The sequence below is a fragment of the Serratia sp. PL17 genome, from assembly GCF_017832355.1.
Lineage (GTDB): Bacteria > Pseudomonadota > Gammaproteobacteria > Enterobacterales > Enterobacteriaceae > Serratia.
Genome location: NZ_JAFIBY010000009.1, coordinates 110,737 through 130,004 on the forward strand (window position 1 = coordinate 110,737; position 19,268 = coordinate 130,004).

The 19,268-nt window shown below is 53.9% G+C and carries 17 protein-coding genes; 10 read left to right on the forward strand and 7 right to left on the reverse strand.

Features of this window, described 5'->3' with window-relative positions:
* The first annotated feature begins 265 nt into the window (after positions 1 to 265).
* Entirely contained in the window at positions 266 to 2,194 is a 1,929-nt protein-coding gene (iolC, locus tag JOE25_RS22945; RefSeq protein ID WP_209639215.1) for a 5-dehydro-2-deoxygluconokinase, read from the forward strand.
* Positions 2,195 to 2,391: 197 nt separating this feature from the next.
* Positions 2,392 to 3,228 carry a MurR/RpiR family transcriptional regulator gene (locus tag JOE25_RS22950; RefSeq protein WP_209639217.1) on the forward strand — a complete coding sequence of 279 codons (837 nt, stop codon included), beginning with the start codon at positions 2,392 to 2,394 and terminating at the stop codon, positions 3,226 to 3,228.
* 158 nt (positions 3,229 to 3,386) lie between these two features.
* On the opposite strand, the gene iolB is transcribed toward JOE25_RS22950, so the two are convergent.
* Entirely contained in the window at positions 3,387 to 4,208 is an 822-nt protein-coding gene (gene iolB, locus JOE25_RS22955; protein WP_209639219.1) for a 5-deoxy-glucuronate isomerase, read from the reverse strand.
* Positions 4,209 to 4,347: 139 nt separating this feature from the next.
* Positions 4,348 to 5,853 carry a CoA-acylating methylmalonate-semialdehyde dehydrogenase gene (locus JOE25_RS22960; RefSeq protein WP_209639221.1) on the reverse strand — a complete coding sequence of 502 codons (1,506 nt, stop codon included), beginning with the start codon at positions 5,851 to 5,853 and terminating at the stop codon, positions 4,348 to 4,350.
* A 563-nt stretch (positions 5,854 to 6,416) separates the two neighbouring features.
* On the opposite strand from JOE25_RS22960, the gene JOE25_RS22965 reads away from it, so the two are divergent.
* Positions 6,417 to 7,844: a sugar porter family MFS transporter gene (locus JOE25_RS22965; protein ID WP_209639224.1), complete on the forward strand. Its 1,428-nt coding sequence runs from the start codon at positions 6,417 to 6,419 to the stop codon at positions 7,842 to 7,844.
* A gap of 46 nt (positions 7,845 to 7,890) precedes the next feature.
* Positions 7,891 to 8,727 carry a TIM barrel protein gene (locus JOE25_RS22970; RefSeq protein ID WP_209639227.1) on the forward strand — a complete coding sequence of 279 codons (837 nt, stop codon included), beginning with the start codon at positions 7,891 to 7,893 and terminating at the stop codon, positions 8,725 to 8,727.
* Between the two features lie 99 nt (positions 8,728 to 8,826).
* Here JOE25_RS22970 and fetB read toward each other — a convergent pair whose 3' ends face one another.
* The 5 genes from fetB to JOE25_RS22995 form a co-directional block, all read right to left on the reverse strand.
* Positions 8,827 to 9,600, reverse strand: coding sequence for an iron export ABC transporter permease subunit FetB (gene fetB, locus JOE25_RS22975; RefSeq protein WP_209639230.1), 774 nt, complete (start codon positions 9,598 to 9,600; stop codon positions 8,827 to 8,829).
* Positions 9,587 to 10,264 carry an iron ABC transporter ATP-binding protein FetA gene (gene fetA, locus JOE25_RS22980; RefSeq protein ID WP_209639233.1) on the reverse strand — a complete coding sequence of 226 codons (678 nt, stop codon included), beginning with the start codon at positions 10,262 to 10,264 and terminating at the stop codon, positions 9,587 to 9,589. The genes fetB and fetA overlap by 14 nt, the downstream gene beginning before the upstream one ends.
* A 188-nt stretch (positions 10,265 to 10,452) precedes the next feature.
* Positions 10,453 to 10,734, reverse strand: a complete 282-nt coding sequence (locus JOE25_RS22985; RefSeq protein ID WP_209639236.1) for a FaeA/PapI family transcriptional regulator — start codon at positions 10,732 to 10,734, stop codon at positions 10,453 to 10,455.
* Between the two features lie 15 nt (positions 10,735 to 10,749).
* On the reverse strand, positions 10,750 to 11,886 hold the full coding sequence (locus JOE25_RS22990; protein ID WP_209639239.1) for an FKBP-type peptidyl-prolyl cis-trans isomerase N-terminal domain-containing protein: 1,137 nt from the start codon (positions 11,884 to 11,886) through the stop codon (positions 10,750 to 10,752).
* Positions 11,887 to 11,888: 2 nt separating this feature from the next.
* Positions 11,889 to 12,302 (reverse strand): hypothetical protein, encoded by a 414-nt coding sequence (locus JOE25_RS22995; RefSeq protein ID WP_209639242.1) that lies wholly within the window; start codon positions 12,300 to 12,302, stop codon positions 11,889 to 11,891.
* 762 nt (positions 12,303 to 13,064) lie between these two features.
* Between JOE25_RS22995 and JOE25_RS23000 the strand changes: the two genes are divergently transcribed.
* The 6 genes from JOE25_RS23000 to JOE25_RS23025 all read left to right on the forward strand — a co-directional run bounded on the left by JOE25_RS23000 (position 13,065) and on the right by JOE25_RS23025 (position 19,253).
* Positions 13,065 to 13,595, forward strand: a complete 531-nt coding sequence (locus tag JOE25_RS23000) for a fimbrial protein (protein ID WP_209639245.1) — start codon at positions 13,065 to 13,067, stop codon at positions 13,593 to 13,595.
* Between the two features lie 86 nt (positions 13,596 to 13,681).
* Complete coding sequence (locus JOE25_RS23005; RefSeq protein ID WP_209639247.1) at positions 13,682 to 14,233, forward strand: fimbrial protein; 552 nt, start codon at positions 13,682 to 13,684, stop codon at positions 14,231 to 14,233.
* A 98-nt stretch (positions 14,234 to 14,331) separates the two neighbouring features.
* The gene (locus JOE25_RS23010; RefSeq protein WP_209639250.1) at positions 14,332 to 16,833 is read left to right on the forward strand and encodes a fimbria/pilus outer membrane usher protein; all 2,502 of its coding nucleotides are present in this window, start codon (positions 14,332 to 14,334) and stop codon (positions 16,831 to 16,833) included.
* A 49-nt stretch (positions 16,834 to 16,882) separates the two neighbouring features.
* On the forward strand, positions 16,883 to 17,608 hold the full coding sequence (locus JOE25_RS23015; protein ID WP_209639465.1) for a fimbria/pilus periplasmic chaperone: 726 nt from the start codon (positions 16,883 to 16,885) through the stop codon (positions 17,606 to 17,608).
* An 11-nt stretch (positions 17,609 to 17,619) separates the two neighbouring features.
* The gene (locus JOE25_RS23020) at positions 17,620 to 18,234 is read left to right on the forward strand and encodes a fimbrial protein (protein ID WP_061808539.1); all 615 of its coding nucleotides are present in this window, start codon (positions 17,620 to 17,622) and stop codon (positions 18,232 to 18,234) included.
* A 14-nt stretch (positions 18,235 to 18,248) separates the two neighbouring features.
* On the forward strand, positions 18,249 to 19,253 hold the full coding sequence (locus tag JOE25_RS23025; RefSeq protein WP_209639467.1) for a fimbrial protein: 1,005 nt from the start codon (positions 18,249 to 18,251) through the stop codon (positions 19,251 to 19,253).
* Positions 19,254 to 19,268 lie beyond the last annotated feature (15 nt).

A 19,268-nucleotide genomic window follows, 5' to 3' on the forward strand; every position in this document is an offset into this window, starting at 1 on the left:
ACCGACTGCCCGTCGTCGCTGAAATCACCGCAACCCTTGATAGGGTCTGGCCGTCATGCAAGGTCTGTCTCCGCCGTTGGCGGAGGCTTTCCCGGCAAGCAGGGCGCTGTTTTACGCTGATTAAACCGCGATAGTGAGGCTGTTTTAAATGCATCACATTTCCGGGGTATAAATTTCATTCAATCTTGAAATTGAAATTTTTATTCCTCATACTTCGAAATATGCTTTGCAGTCGGGGTTTGGCTTAATACAGAAGGAAACGGGTATGGCTACACAAGAAAAACAGCTTGATGTCATTTGTCTCGGGCGTATTGCCGTCGATTTCTATGCACAACAGATCGGCGCACGCTTGGAAGATGCCAGCACATTCTCAAAATATCTCGGCGGCTCTTCCGGCAACGTGGCCTATGGCACCGCAATCCAGGGCCTGAAGTCCAGCATGTTGGCCCGCGTCGGCGATGAACATATGGGCCGTTTTCTGCGCGAAGAATTGCAACGCGTCGGTGCCGACACACAAAGCCTGATCACTGACCCACACCGTCTGACCGGGCTCGTGATCCTCGGTATCAAAGATCAGGAAACCTTCCCGCTGATTTTCTACCGCGAAAACTGTGCCGATATGGCGCTGACGCCGGACGACATCGACGAATCCTATATCGCGTCATCACGCGCGCTGGCGATTACCGGCACGCACCTGTCACACCCAAATACCCGCGCCGCGGTATTAAAAGCACTGGAATACGCCCGCCGCCACGGACTGCGCACCGCACTGGATATCGATTATCGGCCAGTACTGTGGGGCCTGACGTCCCTGGGCGACGGAGAAACCCGCTTTGTCGAGTCAGAAAAAGTGACCCGCGAGCTGCAGGAAGTGCTGCACCACTTTGATCTGGTCGTCGGCACCGAAGAGGAATTTCATATTGCCGGTGGCAGTACCGATACCCTGACCGCCCTGAAAAACGTGCGCAAGGCAACACAGGCGACATTGGTCTGTAAGCGAGGCGCACAAGGCTGTTCAGTGTTCGAAGGCGAGATCGCCGCCGACTGGCAACAGGTAAAACTGCATTCCGGCGTGCGGGTTGAAGTCCTGAACGTGTTAGGTGCAGGTGATGCCTTTATGTCGGGTTTGCTACGTGGCTATTTGAATGATGAAGGCTGGGATCAGGCCTGCCGTTATGCCAATGCCTGTGGCGCACTGGTGGTTTCACGCCACGGTTGCGCACCTGCGATGCCCAGCAAACAGGAACTGGATGATTATCTGCAACGCGAACAGGAAGTGAAACGCCCTGACCGTGATGAGCGACTTAACCATCTTCACCGGGTCACCACGCGTAAACAGCAGTGGCCCGAACTGTGCGTGTTCGCCTTTGATCATCGCAAACAATTGGCGGATATGGCGCGAGAAGCCAACGTCAGTGAAGAACGCATCCCTAAACTGAAGACCCTGCTGCTGACCGCGGCACAACAGGCCGCTGAAGTGGCCGGGCTACGGGGTAATAGCGGGATTTTGGCCGATACCACCTATGGCCAGGCCGCACTGAACGAGATTACCGGTCAGGGATGGTGGATCGGTCGGCCAGTCGAACTGCCAGGTTCACGCCCGCTGCGGCTGGAACACGGTAGCATTGGATCTCAACTGATCGATTGGCCACAGGAACACGTGGTGAAATGTCTGGTGTTTTACCACCCACATGACGCCGTTGAGCTGCGTCGCGAACAGGATGAGCTGATTAGCGATGTGTATCGCGGTTGCTGCAAGTCTGGCCATGAACTGCTGCTGGAAGTGATCCTGCCGGAAAGCAACGCCGACAAGAACGAAACCTATTATCTGGACATGCTGCAACATTTCTACGCGCTGGGCATTAAGCCGGACTGGTGGAAATTGCCGCCGTTGAGTGCAGAGAACTGGCAGCAGGTCGGCGCCTTGATCGACGCTAACGATCCTTTCTGCCGTGGCGTACTTATCCTGGGGCTGGACTCACCGGAAGAAACGCTGAAGGCCGGCTTCGCTGCGGCTGCCGACGCACGCTGGGTGAAAGGTTTTGCCGTTGGCCGCACCATCTTCGGCCAACCTTCACGGCGTTGGTTGCAGGGTGAACTCGATGACGCGGCGTTAATTGAGCAGGTGAAACAAAAATACCTGACGCTGATCGGTTTCTGGCGCCAATATCGCCCAACCTCCCACCAGCCTTAAGCGCAGAACCCGCCCCTTAAACGGATTTTCGCCGCTTTAAGGGGATTTTTTTGCCTGTTTTCTGTGAAGTCACGCAACTTGCAATCGAATAAATCGCTTTTTGGTGAAATGAAATTTCCACTCCATCTGTTAGAATGTCATGTCAATAATTCAGGCGTCAGGCCGATACGCCTTAGCCCACACTGCGAGCCGAATGGATGAACAACCCAACTCAACTTTCGCTGTTACAGGACGAAATCCGCCACCGCTATGAAACGCTGAGCAAGCGTTTAAAGCAGGTGGCGCGTTACATTTTGGATAACAGTAACAGCATTGCTTTCGATACCGTCGCCTCCATTGCCGCACAGGCCAGCGTCCCGCCTTCCACCCTGATCCGCTTCGCCAATGCCTTTGGCTTCAGCGGGTTCAACGAAATGAAACAGGTTTTTCGCCAGCACCTGATGGAAGAAACCGTCAACTATACCGAGCGGGCGCGCCTGTTCCGTCAGACCTCGACCGACGATAACGTCGCACCGGAAAAGCCGGCGGAAATCCTTAACGTTTTCACCATGGTCAACGCCCAGGCGTTACAGCAGTTGGCAATGCAAACCAGCCCAGAGCAGTTGGATCGGGCGGTTGAGTTACTGAACAACGCCGAGAATATTTACGTGATTGGTTTGCGCCGCTCATTCAGCGTTGCCTCCTACCTCACCTATGCGTTGCGCCACCTGGAACGCAGGGCATTTCTGATCGACGGATTGGGCGGCATGTTTACCGAGCAGCTCAGCATGGTGAAACCTAATGACGTCGTGATCGCCATCAGTTACTCGCCTTATGCTCAAGAAGCGCTGGAACTGGTTGAATTGGGTGCCAAGAGCGGCGCACAACAAATCGCGATTACCGACAGCCAGGTTAGCCCGCTGGCCGCCTTCAGCGACGTGTGCTTTGTCGTGCGTGAAGCACAGGTGGACGGTTTCCGTTCCCAGGTCGCGTCAATGTGTCTGGCGCAGACGCTGGCGGTATCGCTGGCATTGAATAACGCCAAAGAAGAGTAATATACCCGTCATACTTGAAGCTGCCTCTGTGTTGGCTGCACTCACTTACCCGAATCACTGACCAGTGTAAGCTCATCGGGATAAGCTCCCTTGCCGCCTGGAGGCAACTCCAATTATTTTGGGTATAGCCAAGCCCGGAAAACCGGGCCTGATAAGGATTATTTAGCCGCCGGGTAACCGTCGGTGTTAATCCAGGCGTGGTCTTTTTCCCAAGTGAATTTCCACAGCCGCACCGGCCCTGCCATCACATTGAGATAATAGTTGTCGTACCCGGCCAACGTCGCCACCGGATGATAGCCGCGCGGTACCTTGACCACGTCACGGTTATACACCGGCATGCACTCGTCCAGTGAGCGATCGTCGGTATACACCCGTTGCATACAAAAACCCTGTTCCGGCTGAATCCGGTGATAGTAGGTCTCTTCCAGATAGGTTTCATCCGGCGAGTCTTCCTGATCATGCTTGTGGCTAGGATACGAACTGGTATTGCCTTCATCCGTATACACCTCTACCACCAGCAAACTGTCTGCCGGTTCGCTATCAGGCAGAATATTGTGTACCAGACGCTGATTGCGTCCCTTGCCTCGACGTTCGACGCCGACCTCCGCTGGCGTGATCAAGCGCGATGGCAGGTGGCCATGACCCGGTGCGCTGCAGACCGCCAATTCCAGGGCGCTTTCCGCCCGCACTTCAATCTTGTCGTGATGCGGCACGTATACCGCATAAGGCGGTGTGCGTTCGAACGGGCTCATACGTTTGCCGATGCTCGGGTATTCCGCCCGCAGGGTGGAAACGGACGCGATGCCCGCGACTAACACCAGGCACAGTTCTTTGTCGCCACTTTCCAGGCGCAGCGATTGGCCAGCCTCAAGGCGATAAACATCGAACCCGACAAAGCGCCAGCCGGCATTCTCTGGGGTGACATGCTGAATGCGGCCCTGTTCGTCCGGCTGCTGACACTTGGCAAGTAGTGAAGACATGGAAATCCTCCCTTTTGAGAATAAATATACCCAAAATAATTGGAGTTGCATCATCGTAGGGGCGCTGCATGCTGCGCCCGCATTCATCGGGGCGAATTTATTCGCCCCCTACAGGGTGACTGTGAAGGGTATAAGGACGTTAACCCAACGTCGGCATACTGTATTCAGACACCGTTTGCTGCCCCGCCGGCCAACGGGCAGTGGCCGTTTTCATGCGTGTGTAAAAACGCACGCCGTCAGTGCCATGGACGTTCAATGCCCCAAACACCGAGCGCTTCCAGCCACCGAAGCTGTGAAATGCCATCGGAACCGGAACCGGGACGTTAACCCCGACCATGCCAGCCTGCACTTCGTGTACAAACTGACGCGCGTAGTGGCCGTTACTGGTAAAGATGGCGCTGCCGTTGCCAAACTCATGGCTATTTACCGTATCGATCGCCGTCTGGTAATCCGGTACGCGGACAATGCCCAGCACCGGTCCGAAGATCTCTTCACGGTAGATACGCATGTGCGGTTTGACGTGGTCGAACAGCGTGCCGCCAACATAGTAGCCGTCCGGGTAACCCGGAACCTGATAACTGCGCCCATCGGCGACCAGCGTTGCGCCCTCTTCGACGCCCAGATCGATATAACCCAGTACCTTCTTCTGGTGAGCAGAGGAAACCAATGGCCCCATTTCGTTTTCTTCACCGCCCTGCTGGATCCCAGGACCCACACGCAATTGGGCGATCAAGGGCTTCAACCTGGCAATCAGTTTATCCGCCGTGTCATCACCGACGACCACGGCAACGGGCAACGCCATACAACGCTCACCGGCAGAGCCAAACGCGCCGCCCATCAGGGCATTGACTGTTGCATCCAAGTCGGCGTCCGGCATAATGATGGCCTGGTTTTTTGCCGCGCCGAAAGCCTGCACCCGTTTGCCGTGGGCACTGGCCGTCGTATAGATATGCTCCGCCACGGCCGACGACCCCACAAAGCTCACCGCCTGAATGTACGGGTCGGTACACAGCTGCGCGGCGTCTTCGTTAGCGCAATGCACCACGTTGAATACGCCGTCCGGCAGGCCAGCCTCTTTCAGCAGTTCCGCCATCCGTACCGATGCCGAAGGCACCAATGCCGGTGGTTTAAGTACGAAAGTGTTACCGCAGGCCAACGCGATAGGGAACATCCACATCGGTACCATTGCCGGGAAATTGAACGGGGTGATGCCCGCCACCACACCTAACGGCTGCATCAACGAAAAACTGTCTACGCCGCTGCCTACATCCGCTGAATATTCGCCTTTGATCAAATGCGGAATGCCGCAGGCAAACTCAACCACTTCAATCCCGCGGGTCAGCTCGCCCAAGGCATCAGAGTAAACCTTGCCGTGTTCACTGACGATTAACGCCGCCAGCTCATCGCGATGCTGTTCCAGCAGTGCCTTAAAATTGAACATGATGCGCGCACGGCGCAGCGGTGTGGTGCGTGACCAATCGGCAAACGCCTGGTGGGCCACATCGATGGCCTGCTTTACCTCGGCGGCGGTGCTTTGCGTGACCCGACGCTCAACCTGCCCAGTGGCCGGGTTGTGCACGTCGACGGTTTGATTGCTGCTGCTCAGGCACACCTGCCCGCCAATAAAGTTACCCACGGTTTTCATGTCTCGCCCTCTTTTAAGTCTGCTGTCGCCGAGCGCTGTGCGCTGTGCCGCACACCCTGGCGTTTTCATCACACCGCTTACCGGGTTAACCCCATAAGCAGGCTAAATCCTGACCTGATGAAGCAAACTCTATTTCATTGAAAAAAAAGTTTCAAATAAATTATTTTAGAAAATTTGTTTTTAGTGAGAGAGGTAGCAGTTTTGCCAGGACATCAGGCACGCCGGTTACATTTGAGGAAAAAACCTGTGATGTCGGCCCGCCGTAGGGTCGTGGGGATTAGCCCTGACTTTTATACAGAAATAGGCGATCCGCTCGGGAATACGTTGAAAAGGGTTGATCAAGGATAGTGCTGCCGTGCTTGTGGGATGTGCGCGTTTTTTTTTGAACTGGATCTAAAAATCAATATTTCATTATTCACTAATTATGGAATAAATGTTCTTGTTTAGAGAAGACCTATTCCAATATCACCGCCTAATGACAGGCACGGTTCACACCCTTCCGCCTCCCTCTTACCGACAACCTACTGCGCGGGTGGAAGCCAGGATAAAAATCGGAGCAACACATGTCATCTCAGCGTAAACACAACACCGGGTATATATTGCGAATTTGCGGCATTGCGGCACTCGGCGGCATTTTATTCGGTTACGATACTGCCGTGATCTCCGGCGCAATCGAAGCCCTAAAAGTCTATTTTAATCTCAGCCCGGTCGAAACCGGCTGGGCCGTCTCTAACGTGGTAATAGGTTGTGTGGTCGGGGCTTTTGGCGCCGGGCCGCTGGCCGCGCGCTACGGCCGGAAAAAAGCGTTGATGCTGGCAGCCTTGCTGTTCACCATCTCGGCCATTGGTGCGGCCCTGGCTAACACCTTCAGCTGGTTTGTGATTTACCGCATTATCGGGGGGTTGGCCGTCGGTATTGCCGCCACCGTTTCCCCAATGTACATGTCGGAAGTCTCACCAAAAGACATGCGTGGCCGTGCGCTCAGCATGCAGCAATTTGCCATCGTGTTTGGCCAGATCGTGATTTTCTACGTTAACTTCAAAATCGCCAGCATCGCCAGTGAAGCCTGGCTGGTCGAAATGGGCTGGCGCTGGATGATCGGTTCAGAAGTTATCCCCTGCATTTTGTTCTTGATGTTGGTATTCATCATCCCGGAATCACCGCGCTGGAGCGTCATGGTCGGTCGCGACGATCAGGCTTTGGCGATGTTGACCAAAATATCCAACGCGACGCATGCGCAAAGATTGCTGCAGGAAATCAAAGACTCACTGCATCAAGACCAGAAACAACACCAGCAGAAGCTGAACTACGGTGACATACGGGTACGTTTCATTCTGTTTGTCGGCTGCATGATCGCCATGTTGCAACAGGTTACCGGTGTTAACGTGATGATGTACTACGCGCCAATGGTGCTGAAAACCGTCACCGAAAATGCCCAGGAAGCACTCTTCCAAACGATTTGGATCGGCGTGCTGCAATTGGTGGGCTCTGTGATCGGCGCCATGCTGATGGATCGCATCGGTCGTATTCCGCTGATGCGTTACGGCACGCTCGGCGCTATCGCCGGGTTGCTGATCACCTCTTATGCACTCTACACCCAGGCTACCGGCTATTTCGCCTTGTTCGGTATGCTGTTCTTTATGGTGTTCTACGCGCTGTCATGGGGGGTCGGAGCATGGGTTTTGGTATCAGAAATCTTCCCTAACCGCATGCGGGCACAGGGTATGAGCATCGCCGTCGGCTGCATGTGGCTGGCCAACTTTGTCGTGTCGCAAACCTTCCCGATGATCAACGACAACCCTTACCTGTTCTCCAGTTTCCACGGGGCCTTCCCAATGTGGATTTTCGCCGCCTGCTGCCTGTTCAGCTACTGGTTTATCGGCCGCTATATTCCCGAAACCAAAGGCGTATCGCTGGAGAAAATGGAAGACGTGGTGATGGCCAAACGCTATCGCCAGCCACGGCCCGAAACACAACGCACGCCGCTGTAAGTCGGTAAATCTTAGGTTTTCGCCCCTATCTCAGGAGTCATGCACCATGACCATTGCGCCAGACCGCTTTTGCATCAACCGTAAGATCGCGCCAAATCTCGATATAGAACACTTTTTCGCGCTGGTGAAAAAGTGCGGGCTCAGCAAAGTTGAGCTGCGCAACGATATGCCGAGCGGCAAGGTGACCGATGACCTGAGCAACGATCAAGTCAATGCGTTGGCAGCACAATACGGTATCGACATTATCACGATCAACGCCCTCGGTATGTTTAACCTCTTGGACGATCAGACTCGGTTGTTAGCCAACGCCGAGGCGCTGTTGTCGCAAGCTCGGGCCATTCATAGTCAGGCGGTGGTATTGTGCCCGCATTGCAGCGCAGGGGATTCACGCAGCGAAGAGCAGAAAAAAACCGATACATTGGCCGCCCTGAAGCTACTGGCGCCCCTGTTCAAACAATACGGTGTGCAGGCCTATGTTGAGCCCCTGGGGTTCGGTATCAGTTCGCTGCGCTCATCGTTACTGACACAGTCTCTGATCCGCGATTCCGGCGCACCCTATAAAATCGTGCTGGATACCTTCCACCATTATTTGAGCGGTGTCGCACAGCCTGAGTTTGATGCGCAGATTCAGATAGAGGGTATTGGTTTGGTGCACCTTTCCGGGGTGGAAGATCCACGGACAAAAAATGCGTTAAGCGATGAAGAACGCATCATGCTGAGTGACAAAGACAGGCTGGAGAGCAAAGCACAGGTGCAGAATCTGGAGCGCCTCGGTTACACCGGCATTTACGCCTTCGAGCCGTTCTCTTCACAGTTGGACACCTGGACAGAAGCCGATATAGCACGTGAGATCCGCCAGAGTATCGCCCTGCTGCAAGGGTAATGCGCACGTCAGTGTCAAAGGGGTAGGGGTCGAGCATGCTCGGCCCGATTTAGCCTGGCGCAGCATGCAGCCCCTCCCCTACCCTCTGGCCGTTCGGGGTTATTTCAAGTGGCTAATCACCAATTGGTGACGCGTATTGTAGAACTTACGGTACGCCAGATAGCAGGCAATAATCGTCGACAGGCTAGCGGTAGAAAGCAACATAAAGGTGACCATTATCTGGTACTTAATTGCTTTGACGGGATCAATGCCGGCGAAGATCAAGCCTGACATCATGCCCGGCAGGCTGACCAGACCCACGGTCTTGGCCGAATCGACCGTAGGGATCAACGACGCGCGGATGCTGTCGCGGATCAACGCCGCCGAGGCAAACTTCGGCGAGGCCCCCAGGCTGAGCATCTCCTGAATCTTTTGCTGATCGCTTTTAAAACGCTGCCCAAGGTTGTTGTAGCACAACCCGACGGCGACCATCGCGTTGCCGGCTACCATGCCGGATATAGGGATCACCTGCATGGGGGTAAACTCTATCGAGCCGGTCAGCACCAACACCACCAAGGTCAATACGGCCCCGGTAGTGATGGCAATAAACGACGTCACAAACGCATGATCGATATATTTACTGCGTTTTTTCGCGTTGTAAGCGGCGTTAACACAGATGAACAGCACCATCAGCACCGTAAGAATGGCGTTATTCACATCAAAAATATATTTCAGTACATAGCCGACAATAATCAGCTGCACCACCGCCCGGCAAATGCTCCAGATAATGTCTTTTTCCAGTGCCAGCTTTTCTTTATGGCTGATTAAAATGGCAATAATCACCAACACCATCGACAGGGCTAAGGATTCATTGCTGATGTTATGCTGATTCATCGGTTTTCTCCTGTGCCCGAGCGCCGTGTGCACGCAAGGTAATCACATCGTCCGCATGGGTGATTTCATCTTTATCGTGTGTCACCCACAGCACGGCGACGCCCTGCTGCACGACCAACTGATGAATAATTTCATTGACGTTGCGTTTGTTATCTTCATCTAACGCGCTGGTAATCTCATCCAATAACAACACTTTGGGCATAAACTGCAGATTACGGATCAATGAAATACGCTGCTTCTCTCCACCCGATAATTCGTTAACGCTTTTTTTCAGCATATTCTCCGGCAAACCGAAACGCGCCAGGTCGGACCGCATTTTTTGCTCATCCGGCTTTTGCTTACGAATCTGGTAAGGCAATGCAATATTGTCATACACGCTGTCGCCAAAAAGCGCGGGGGTTTGAAAACAATAAGAGACCTGTTGGCGGTATTCTTCTGGGGATATATCGGTAATGGGCTTACCGGCAAAAATAATGTGTCCCCGGGTCGGGTCGATCAGAGAGGAGACGATTTTAAGCAGGGTACTTTTTCCACAGCCAGAGGGGCCGGTAATCAGTTTAAATTCCCCCTGATTCAAGCCGAAAGAGACAGAATCCAGAATAACCTGCTCGCCTATTTGATAATGAATATCATCCAATAACAGTAGTTCTTTGCTTTCCTTCATTATTAGCCCGTATCCCTCATAGCAATATTTTCACTCAGGCGGCCAGTATAGGGCTTCGAAAAACACACTGGCAATGGCTGGTCATGAGTCGTAACAAAGGATTCGGGCTGAGGAGCGTGTCGCCCCACAGCCCTCTATTAATCTAATCCGCTGTGAAAGATAGTCAAAAACACAAGGCAGGAAAGGAATTACACTTTTTTTGGCGATACGCAAATATACCAGCGTAACGAGTTATTGATACTGCGATGGGTACAGCTCACTTTACCCTCTTTTTCCAATGCCAATAATAATGTGCGCGTGGTGTAAATATTCTCGCCACATTTATCCGCCAGTTCCCGGGTTTTAGGCCAGTGTTCCGGCGCGGGTGGATGGTGCCCTCCCGCCCCGGCGGCACGTTCCATACACAGTTTTCGTAACACGTTTAGCATATGTGACTTCCTGATTTCATATGTTACCGGCACCTTGGCCATCGCGTTCTCCTTGAGTTACTTTCGCCTACTCCTGTCCTGCGGTAACGCGTCGGCTACGCGCAGGGTGTAAATCATGGTTGCTCCCGGTGGAATAGCAGGTGGACTTCCCTTATCGCCATACGCCAGCGCAGGGGGGACCACCAGCGTAATGGATCCGTGTTTGTTCAGTTTGCTGATGGCTGCGCGAAACAACGGTGGGTATTTTGCTAACGGCTGTGAAATCACCGTGCCGGCGACGTCCATATCCTTAATCACTTGCCCACCCGGCAGGCTCTCGCGCACCACAATATCGACGTTGTCATCTGCAGCTATCTCACCACTGCCGGCATAATCCACGCGGTAATAGAAGCCGAGCGGATCCTTTTGCACCCCAGGTTGTTTGGCGAAATCGGCAAGGTAAGCCTTGCCATCCTGCCCAATGGCCTGCTGCCGTTTCTGCTGAACCTGTTGCAGTACCTCGTCTGCCGCCTGCAACGCGCTGTCAACGGCCGCATCATCCAGCCGCGGCTTGCCCGTCAGCGTATCGGCGATGCCCGCCAGCAAACGTGATCGATCGACATCGATACCCAGTAGGCGGTTCTCTTCTTGCAGCTGCACGATGTCACGCCCAAGCGAAACGCCAGCGGCATAGGCCTGTTTATCCACATCGCTGGCCAGAGATGGCGGTTGCCGCAGGGTTGCCAACTGATGGCGAAGCCGCTGCAACTGCCGATCTTGCTCTGTGGCGACCCGTTGTTGCCGTGCCAAGGATGCCGCCATGGCGACCAGCGCCGGGGGAGGTGCGATGGCCCGACGGATCCCCTTCAGCGCCGCCACCAGTGGTTGAATATCAACCACGGGTTCCTCGATGACTGGCATAGGTAGCGCATTCTGAGCCGCCAATTTCTGCTCCAGCAGACGGATAGTGTCAGCCTGTTGCTGTAAGGTCTGATTCAACGCTGCCAACCGAGCCCTCTCCGCCCCTATTGACGTGGCAAGTTTGGGCTTGGCGATAGCCGGCTTCTGCGTCTCCGGTGGGGCTTTTTCCGCCACCGGCGCCGCCTGCTGCTCGGCAAATTTCAACAGCGCGGGAATACCGTCATCCCCCGCAAACGCCGTCTGTCCCGCCAATAACAACAGCAAAGCAGCGGCTCCTTCCGCGCACTTTCTCATCGCTATAAGCTCTCTACCCGGCTGGACAGATCGGACATCAGCTCATGTTCAACGTCAGCGCAGAATTTCTCGGTTTTATACTTATAAAGCGCGTCTATCGCCTTACGCGTGCTTTCATCAACATTGCTGCGAATACCGGCATATCCAGAAGCGTTGGTCAGTAACCCGTTAAAATAAGCAATCCGTTTCTGATAGCTTTGCGGATTAATATTCTTAAGTGAATTAACCCGCTGCTGGCAGAGCGCGATACGTTGCTCATCGGTTTTTTCCTTAGGATTGTTCTGTGAAACATTTTTCACAGCAACAGTACCAACACTGTTTTTCCCTGCACAACCTGACAGCAGTAAGAAAGACATTATCAGTACAGATGTAGTGACTGCAGAACGGCGCATTGAATCATTAATTATGGTAATCATTCCGTTTATCATCTCTTAATTATCACTTAGGTCATTATTATGTCGCGAAGCCCTGCGGGATCTGACCGTTTCTGATTAATCCTAACGAGTTAAATAACAAAAAATCGCAATAACGGAAGGGAATGGGTAATAATCCCGCCCCACTGAAATTGTTATAATTTTGTTAAGCACCGAAAAGAAGTTATCGTCGCAACGATGAATAAAAGCCGCATTCCAAGCCAGTATTACTGACCTGCTTACCTTTCAAAACAAAGAGTTAACTTTTACCCCAAGATTAACAGCCAGAATTCATCATCTGCTGTCTGATGGCGATATTATCAAAACAATATTGTTAATTGTAGTGTGAACGCTAATTATGGCGATCTAATATCTCGCATATTGCCATTTATATAGTCATTTATTCTGGATAATATTTGTATACGATCTATTGATTTTCAATCATATATATTTCTTTTTCCTTTTGGTTTTATATTCTGTATTTGACTTAAATTAATAAAAGCTATTCCCAATCACGCCTATTATTTGCAAGAATAATCCCAGCAAGACGCTATGGTGATATACCTATTTTTCTTTTAAGGATTTCGATTTTACGAATTCTGAAAACTTTCGTTATTCACTCATGAATAATGGAGGGTGGCGTATTGCCCAGAGCAAAAGGATCTGGCTCCAACTACGGCGTCGGCGACATGACGTTGCTGCTGTTGTGGGGGATTTAGATGTGCTGTTCTTTTTATTTAAATACTCTCTACAGGAACTTGAGAAATGAAACTGAATAAATTAATGCTGGCAACTGTGATTGCTTTCGCTTCCGCATCTGTTGCTCATGCCGCATCTAACCAGGGTAGCGGTAAAGTCACTTTTACCGGTGAAATTATTGATGCGCCATGCAGCGTAGCACCGGAATCTGTTGATCAGACTGTACCTATGGGCCAAATCAGCAGCCGTCTGCTGGCTAAAGAAGGTAAATCCAGCTCCGAGCCATTCAGCATCGAACTGAAAGACTGCTCCATCGCGACGATGAAGAACGTCCAAGTGACCTTTACAGGTACCCCGGATCCAGATAACAACAAACTTCTGGCTCTGAGCGGCACCGCAACCGGCGCTGGCATCATGATCTATGACAACCTGCATTCCAAAGATGTTGAGCTGGGTACAGCAACCGACGGCCAGGGCCTGACCGAAGGCAACAACTCCCTGAAATTCGCCGCCTATCTGCAAGGCAGCAGCGCTTCTGGCGCCGTGGTTCCAGGCGAATTCACCAGCGTTGCAAACTTCACTCTGGCATACCTGTAATCCCCTCGGGGACGCCGTATTGGTGTCCCCGTTTTACCTGTACGGATAGTGGGTAACGGGACCAAAGGCAACAGGGAGACGCCAGCATGACAAACCCAATTTTGGGCGTACTGCTTATCGCGCTCAGCGTGTGTAGCGCAGAAGCGGCGGCAAAAAATCAGGGCCACGGCACGCTCAGTCTGGGCGGCGAAATCGTCGAAACCCCGTGCGGCATTGCCAGTGAAAGCCTGGATCAGACCGTCGATTTCGGGCTGGTATCCATGACCGATGCCTCCTTGGGTTCACAGCCGGTCCTGATCGGCAGCCGACGCAATTTTGAGATCAAGCTGGTGAATTGCGAACTGGCCAGCATTGTAAAACCCGACTTTATCTATCGCGCCGCCACCGTCACTTTCGACGGTACCGCAGACAGCCGGGATCCCGCGTTATTGGGTGTTTATGGTGAAGCACAGGGCGTAGCCATTGAGCTGCTGACTGCAGCCGGTACCCCGATCCCCTTAGGTAGCACCACCGCGGATTACCAGATCGTTGCCGGCGACAATACGCTGCGCTTTGGCGCCCAGCTACGCATTCAGCCTGACAGGGCCCGAGCCGGCGGATTCAACTCACTGGCAAAATTTACCCTGTCTTATCTGTAACGCCTTGATAGGCGAGTGCCAATTTTTGGCACTGAATGACATCACGTATTACGTATTCAGGTCGTACAGGATGACCTGCTATTGGGCGCGGATTTGCCATGAGTGATTATTCTATGACGTCATTACTGACACGGAAAAAAATACCCCTCACCGTCATTCTATCTTTCCTCTGGGTGCATTCGGCTTTTTCCGCCACGGAATTTAATACCGACGTATTAGATATTGGCGAACGCAGTAAAGTGGATTTATCACGCTTTTCCGACGCCGATTACGTCATGCCCGGCGCCTATCTGCTGGATATTAAAATCAACCAGAAAACCCTGCCCCAGCGCAGCATTCACTATTATCCGTCGTCGGATAAACAGGATCGCTCCCGTGTATGCCTGCCGCCGGATCTGGTCGAAAAAATGGCGCTGAAAGAAGAGGCCGCCAAGAAAATCACCCTGTGGCACGACAACAGCTGCGCCGATATCAGTGGCATCAAAGGGGCGACGATTTCCGATCGTATCGGCGGCGGCGTACTGGCGATCACTATCCCCCAGGCCTGGATGAAATATTCCGATCCGGATTGGACGCCACCGGAACAATGGGATGACGGCATCCCCGGATTGCTCCTGGATTACAGCATCAGCGGCCAGGTCGGTAAACAGAGCCACAATAACAACACCGCAGAAAATCTCAGCAGTTACGGGACCGTAGGTGCCAACCTGGGTGCCTGGCGCCTGCGCGCTGATTATCAGGCCAATTACAACCAGCAGGCCGGTGAACGCGACAGTAATTTCGACTGGAACCAGATCTACGCCTACCGCGCGCTGCCGATGCAGGCCGCCAAACTGACCCTTGGCGAAATTTTCCTCGACTCGGGCGTGTTCGATTCCTACCGTTTTACCGGCCTGAATCTGGCCAGCGACGAACGCATGCTGCCGCCAAACTTGCAGGGCTATGCGCCGGAAGTTCGCGGTATTGCCAAAAGCAATGCCAAGATTACCGTGTCGCAAGAAGGCCGCACCTTGTATGAAACGACCGTCCCCGCCGGGCCGTTCGCCATCCAGGATCTCAACAGTTCGGTACGTGGTCGACTGGACGTGAAAGTGGAAGAGCAGGACGGCAGCGTGTCCACTTTCCAGGTAGATACCGCGACCATCCCTTACCTGACGCGCCCTGGCTATGTGCGCTACAACGTCGCCGTGGGCAAACCCTCAGCTTACGATCATCGCATGCAGGGGTCGTTGTTCTCCGCCAGTGATTTCTCCTGGGGGCTGACCAGCGCCTGGTCACTGTACGGCGGGGCACTGATTGGGGGTGATTACAACGCCTGGGCTCTCGGCCTGGGCCGTGACCTGAACGTGTTTGGCGCCATGTCGGTGGATGTGACTCAGTCCATCGCCCGCCTGCCCAACGAACCGACCGCCAGTGGCCTGTCATTCAAGGTCAACTACGCCAAACGTTTCGATGAGTTGAACAGCCAGATTACCTTCGCCGGCTACCGCTTCTCACAGCGTAAATTCATGAACATGTCGCAGTATCTGCAAGAACGCTACAGCGACTACGATGAACGCTACGACGGGCGCCAGAAAGAGCTGTACACCATTACCGCCAGCAAAACCTTTATGGCGGAAGACAGCGCCAAAGCGATCACCGCCTACCTGACCTATTCGCACCAAACCTATTGGGACGCGAGGGCACAGGATCGTTACGGATTGTCCGCCAGCAAATTATTCAACGTCGGCAATGTCAGCAACATCACCGCATCGCTGTCGGCGTATCGCACGACCTACCACGGCCGTACCGATGACAGCGTGATGGTGAACTTCAGCGTGCCCATTGGCGATCGCCGCCGAGTGGGTTACTCGCTGCAGACCAGCAACAGCGACGTTACACAGATGGCGTCCTACAACGACTACACCGATCCGAACAACACCTGGCAGGTCAGCGGCGGCTTTAACCAATCCGGTAAATCACTGGCCCGTGGCTACTACAGCCATAACGCGTCATTTGGCTCGCTCAACGCCAGCGCGTCTTACCAGCAGGACAGCTACTCGTCGATTGGCGGTACTTTCCGCAGTGGCATTACCGCTACCCGACATGGCGTTGCCGCGCACCAAAACTCCAGCAACGGCGGCAGCCGGATGATGCTGGATACCGACGGTATTGCCGGGGTGCCAATCAACAACGGCCGCGCCTACAGCAACCGCTTCGGCCTGGCGGTGATCTCCGACATCACCAGTTACTACAACACCGACACCCGTATCGACGTCAATACGCTGGCAGACGATGTTGAAGCCACCCGCGCGGTGGTGCAAGGCACGCTGACCGAAGGTGCCATCGGTTACCGCCACTTTGAGGTCGTGAAAGGCAGCAAACTGCTGGCCACCATCAAACTGGCCGACGGCAGCGAGCCGCCGTTTGGTGCCACGGTGCTGAGCGAGCGTGGCCGCGAAGTGGCGGTAGTGAACGACGGTGGCTCGGTCTATCTGACCGGTGTACAGCCGCAAGAGCAACTGGATGTCGCCTGGGAAGGCCAGCGCCAGTGCCGCATTGTCATACCGGGCGCCGCCAAGCCGCTGGACCAGCTGTTGCTGCCGTGCGCCAAACTGTAATCCGTAACACAGAGAATTGATGACTATGAATAACTCACCGTTAGCAAAAATGGCCGCGCTGGGCCTGGCATTGGCCGCTGCAGCCCCTGTCGCCAATGCGGCAATATCGCTGGATCGTACGCGTGCCGTCTACCTTAGCGACGCGAAATCCATCAGCCTGAATATTGTCAACGAGAACAAGGAACTGCCTTTCCTGGCCCAGTCTTGGCTGGAAAACGAACAGCACCAGAAAATCACGTCGCCTCTGGTGGTGTTGCCGCCATTGCAGCGGGTTGAGGCCAACGAACGCAGCGTAGTGCGTATCACCAAGACCCCGGAGGCCGATCGCCTGCCGCAGGATCGCGAATCGGTGTTCTATTTCAACCTGCGTGAAATTCCGCCAAAAAGCAGCAAAACCAATGTGATGCAGTTGGCGCTGCAAACCCAGATCAAACTGTTTTACCGGCCAAAGGCTATCGTCGCGCCAAAAGGTGACGTGTGGCAGGAAAAGCTGGTGTTCCACAAAAGCGCTGGCGGCTTCACCGTTGAAAACCCTACGCCGTTTTATATCACCCTGACCGGCATGACCCGTCAGACGCAGAAACAAGGTGGCGGCGCACTGAGCGATTTCCAGCCCGTCATGCTGAAACCGAAATCCAGCGAAACCCTCAAGCTGCGCGACAACGGCCTCAACAGCTTTGTCATCACCTATATCAATGACTACGGCGGCCACCCTGAGCTGCGCTTTGCCTGTAATGGCAGCGTCTGCAACGCCGTGCCCGATGCGAAAAAATAAGGAGATCCCACATGGCTGAATTCACCGGCGGCCGTCTGCGGCCCCTGCTGCTCGGCGTGTTGCTGTTCACCGGCAGCGCAACGGCGGCGACGCCACTGGGCGTAATCCAAGGCACCACGGGCACCGTCAGCTTTCATGGCGGCCTGCTCAGTTCCCCCTGCAGCCTGACGCCGGACAGCCAGGATCAGGCCATTGATTTGGGCGACGTCAACGCACGTGACTTCCAAAATGCCGGCGACCAGAGCACGCCGGTGCGTTTTCGCCTCTCGTTCCGCAACTGTCTGCTGGGAGCCAAGGCACTCGCGGATAACCCGGCAGGCCAGCGAAACGGCGATGCCGGACAGCTTTATTTAAAAGGTGAGCAAGCGGCCACGCTGGTGTTTCTCGGCGACAGCGATATCAACAACCCGGATCTGCTGAAACTTAACGGCGGCGTGCAAGGTATTGGCCTGCGGTTGAAGGATCAGCAGGGGCGTGCGCTGTCACTCAACCAACAGAGCCAGCCCTACATTCTGCAACCCGGCAGCAATACGTTGTGGTTCAGCGCCAGCGTGGAATCAACGCAGCGGGCAGTGATGGCGGCCGGCTTTTCCGGCGTGGCGCACATTCAGGTGATTTACCTGTGAGGTTCAAAAACGCGATGAAAAAAACCTACCTGAACGTTTGCCTGCCGCTGGCACTGGCGCTGTCGGCCCCGGTGGTTTGGGCTAACGGCTATGTGACGCCAGACGGCGGCCCGAAGCCGTTTTATATCGATCTGAACGAAACCAACATTACCAATACCGTCGGTTTTACCAAAGAGTTCACCTACTCATTAGGCGGTCAATATACCGGCAAAGCCTATTGTGATACGCCAATCCCCCGCAGCCCACACTTTTATAAGTCGGATTCGGCGTTGCCGCCTTCCGAATACGGCAACGGTTATTTAAAACTGAATGACTACCTGGATTTAAAAGCCGAGGTGTGGATTGCCGGTAATAAAAAGGCCTATGTCACCGTGCCTTTTTACAACGTCTCCAATGAATACACCAACCACTCATGTAATCCGCCTTATGCGCAGATCAATAACTATGAAAGCGGATCCAAGGGCAAGGTCACCTTCCGGGTGCGCAAAAAAATCATCAACGGCGTGCAGATTAATGACCGGCAAATCATCGAGATGTATGGCCGGTTAGGATCAACCGACGCAGGGTTCGGCCCTAACCCGATGGCGCAGGTGTTTATTCAGTCCGCCATTTTGTATGTGCCGGATAAATGCGTGGTGAATGAGGGCCAGCTGATCAACGTCGAATTCGGTGAAATCAGCGGCAGCAACCTGAACGGCACCAGCTATCCACAAAGCATACCGGTGCGTTTTCAGTGTGAAGGCGGCAGCTTCGAAGACGGCACGCTGAATATCAAACTGGCGGTCTCCGGCACCCCCGCGTCCTTCAGCAACAACGCGTTTAAAACCGATAAAACCGATCTCGGTATCGAGATCAAACATAACGGTAGCCTGGTGATCCCCAATGAGTTTTACCCGGTGCCCAACATCGGTAACGGCGGCAGTTGGAATTTGGTTGCCGCACCGTTGGCCAGCGGCGGTAAGGAAATCGCGGAAGGGGAATTTAACGCCTCAGCCACCATAGTGGCAGCCTTCGAGTAGCCCAGGGAGAAAAGA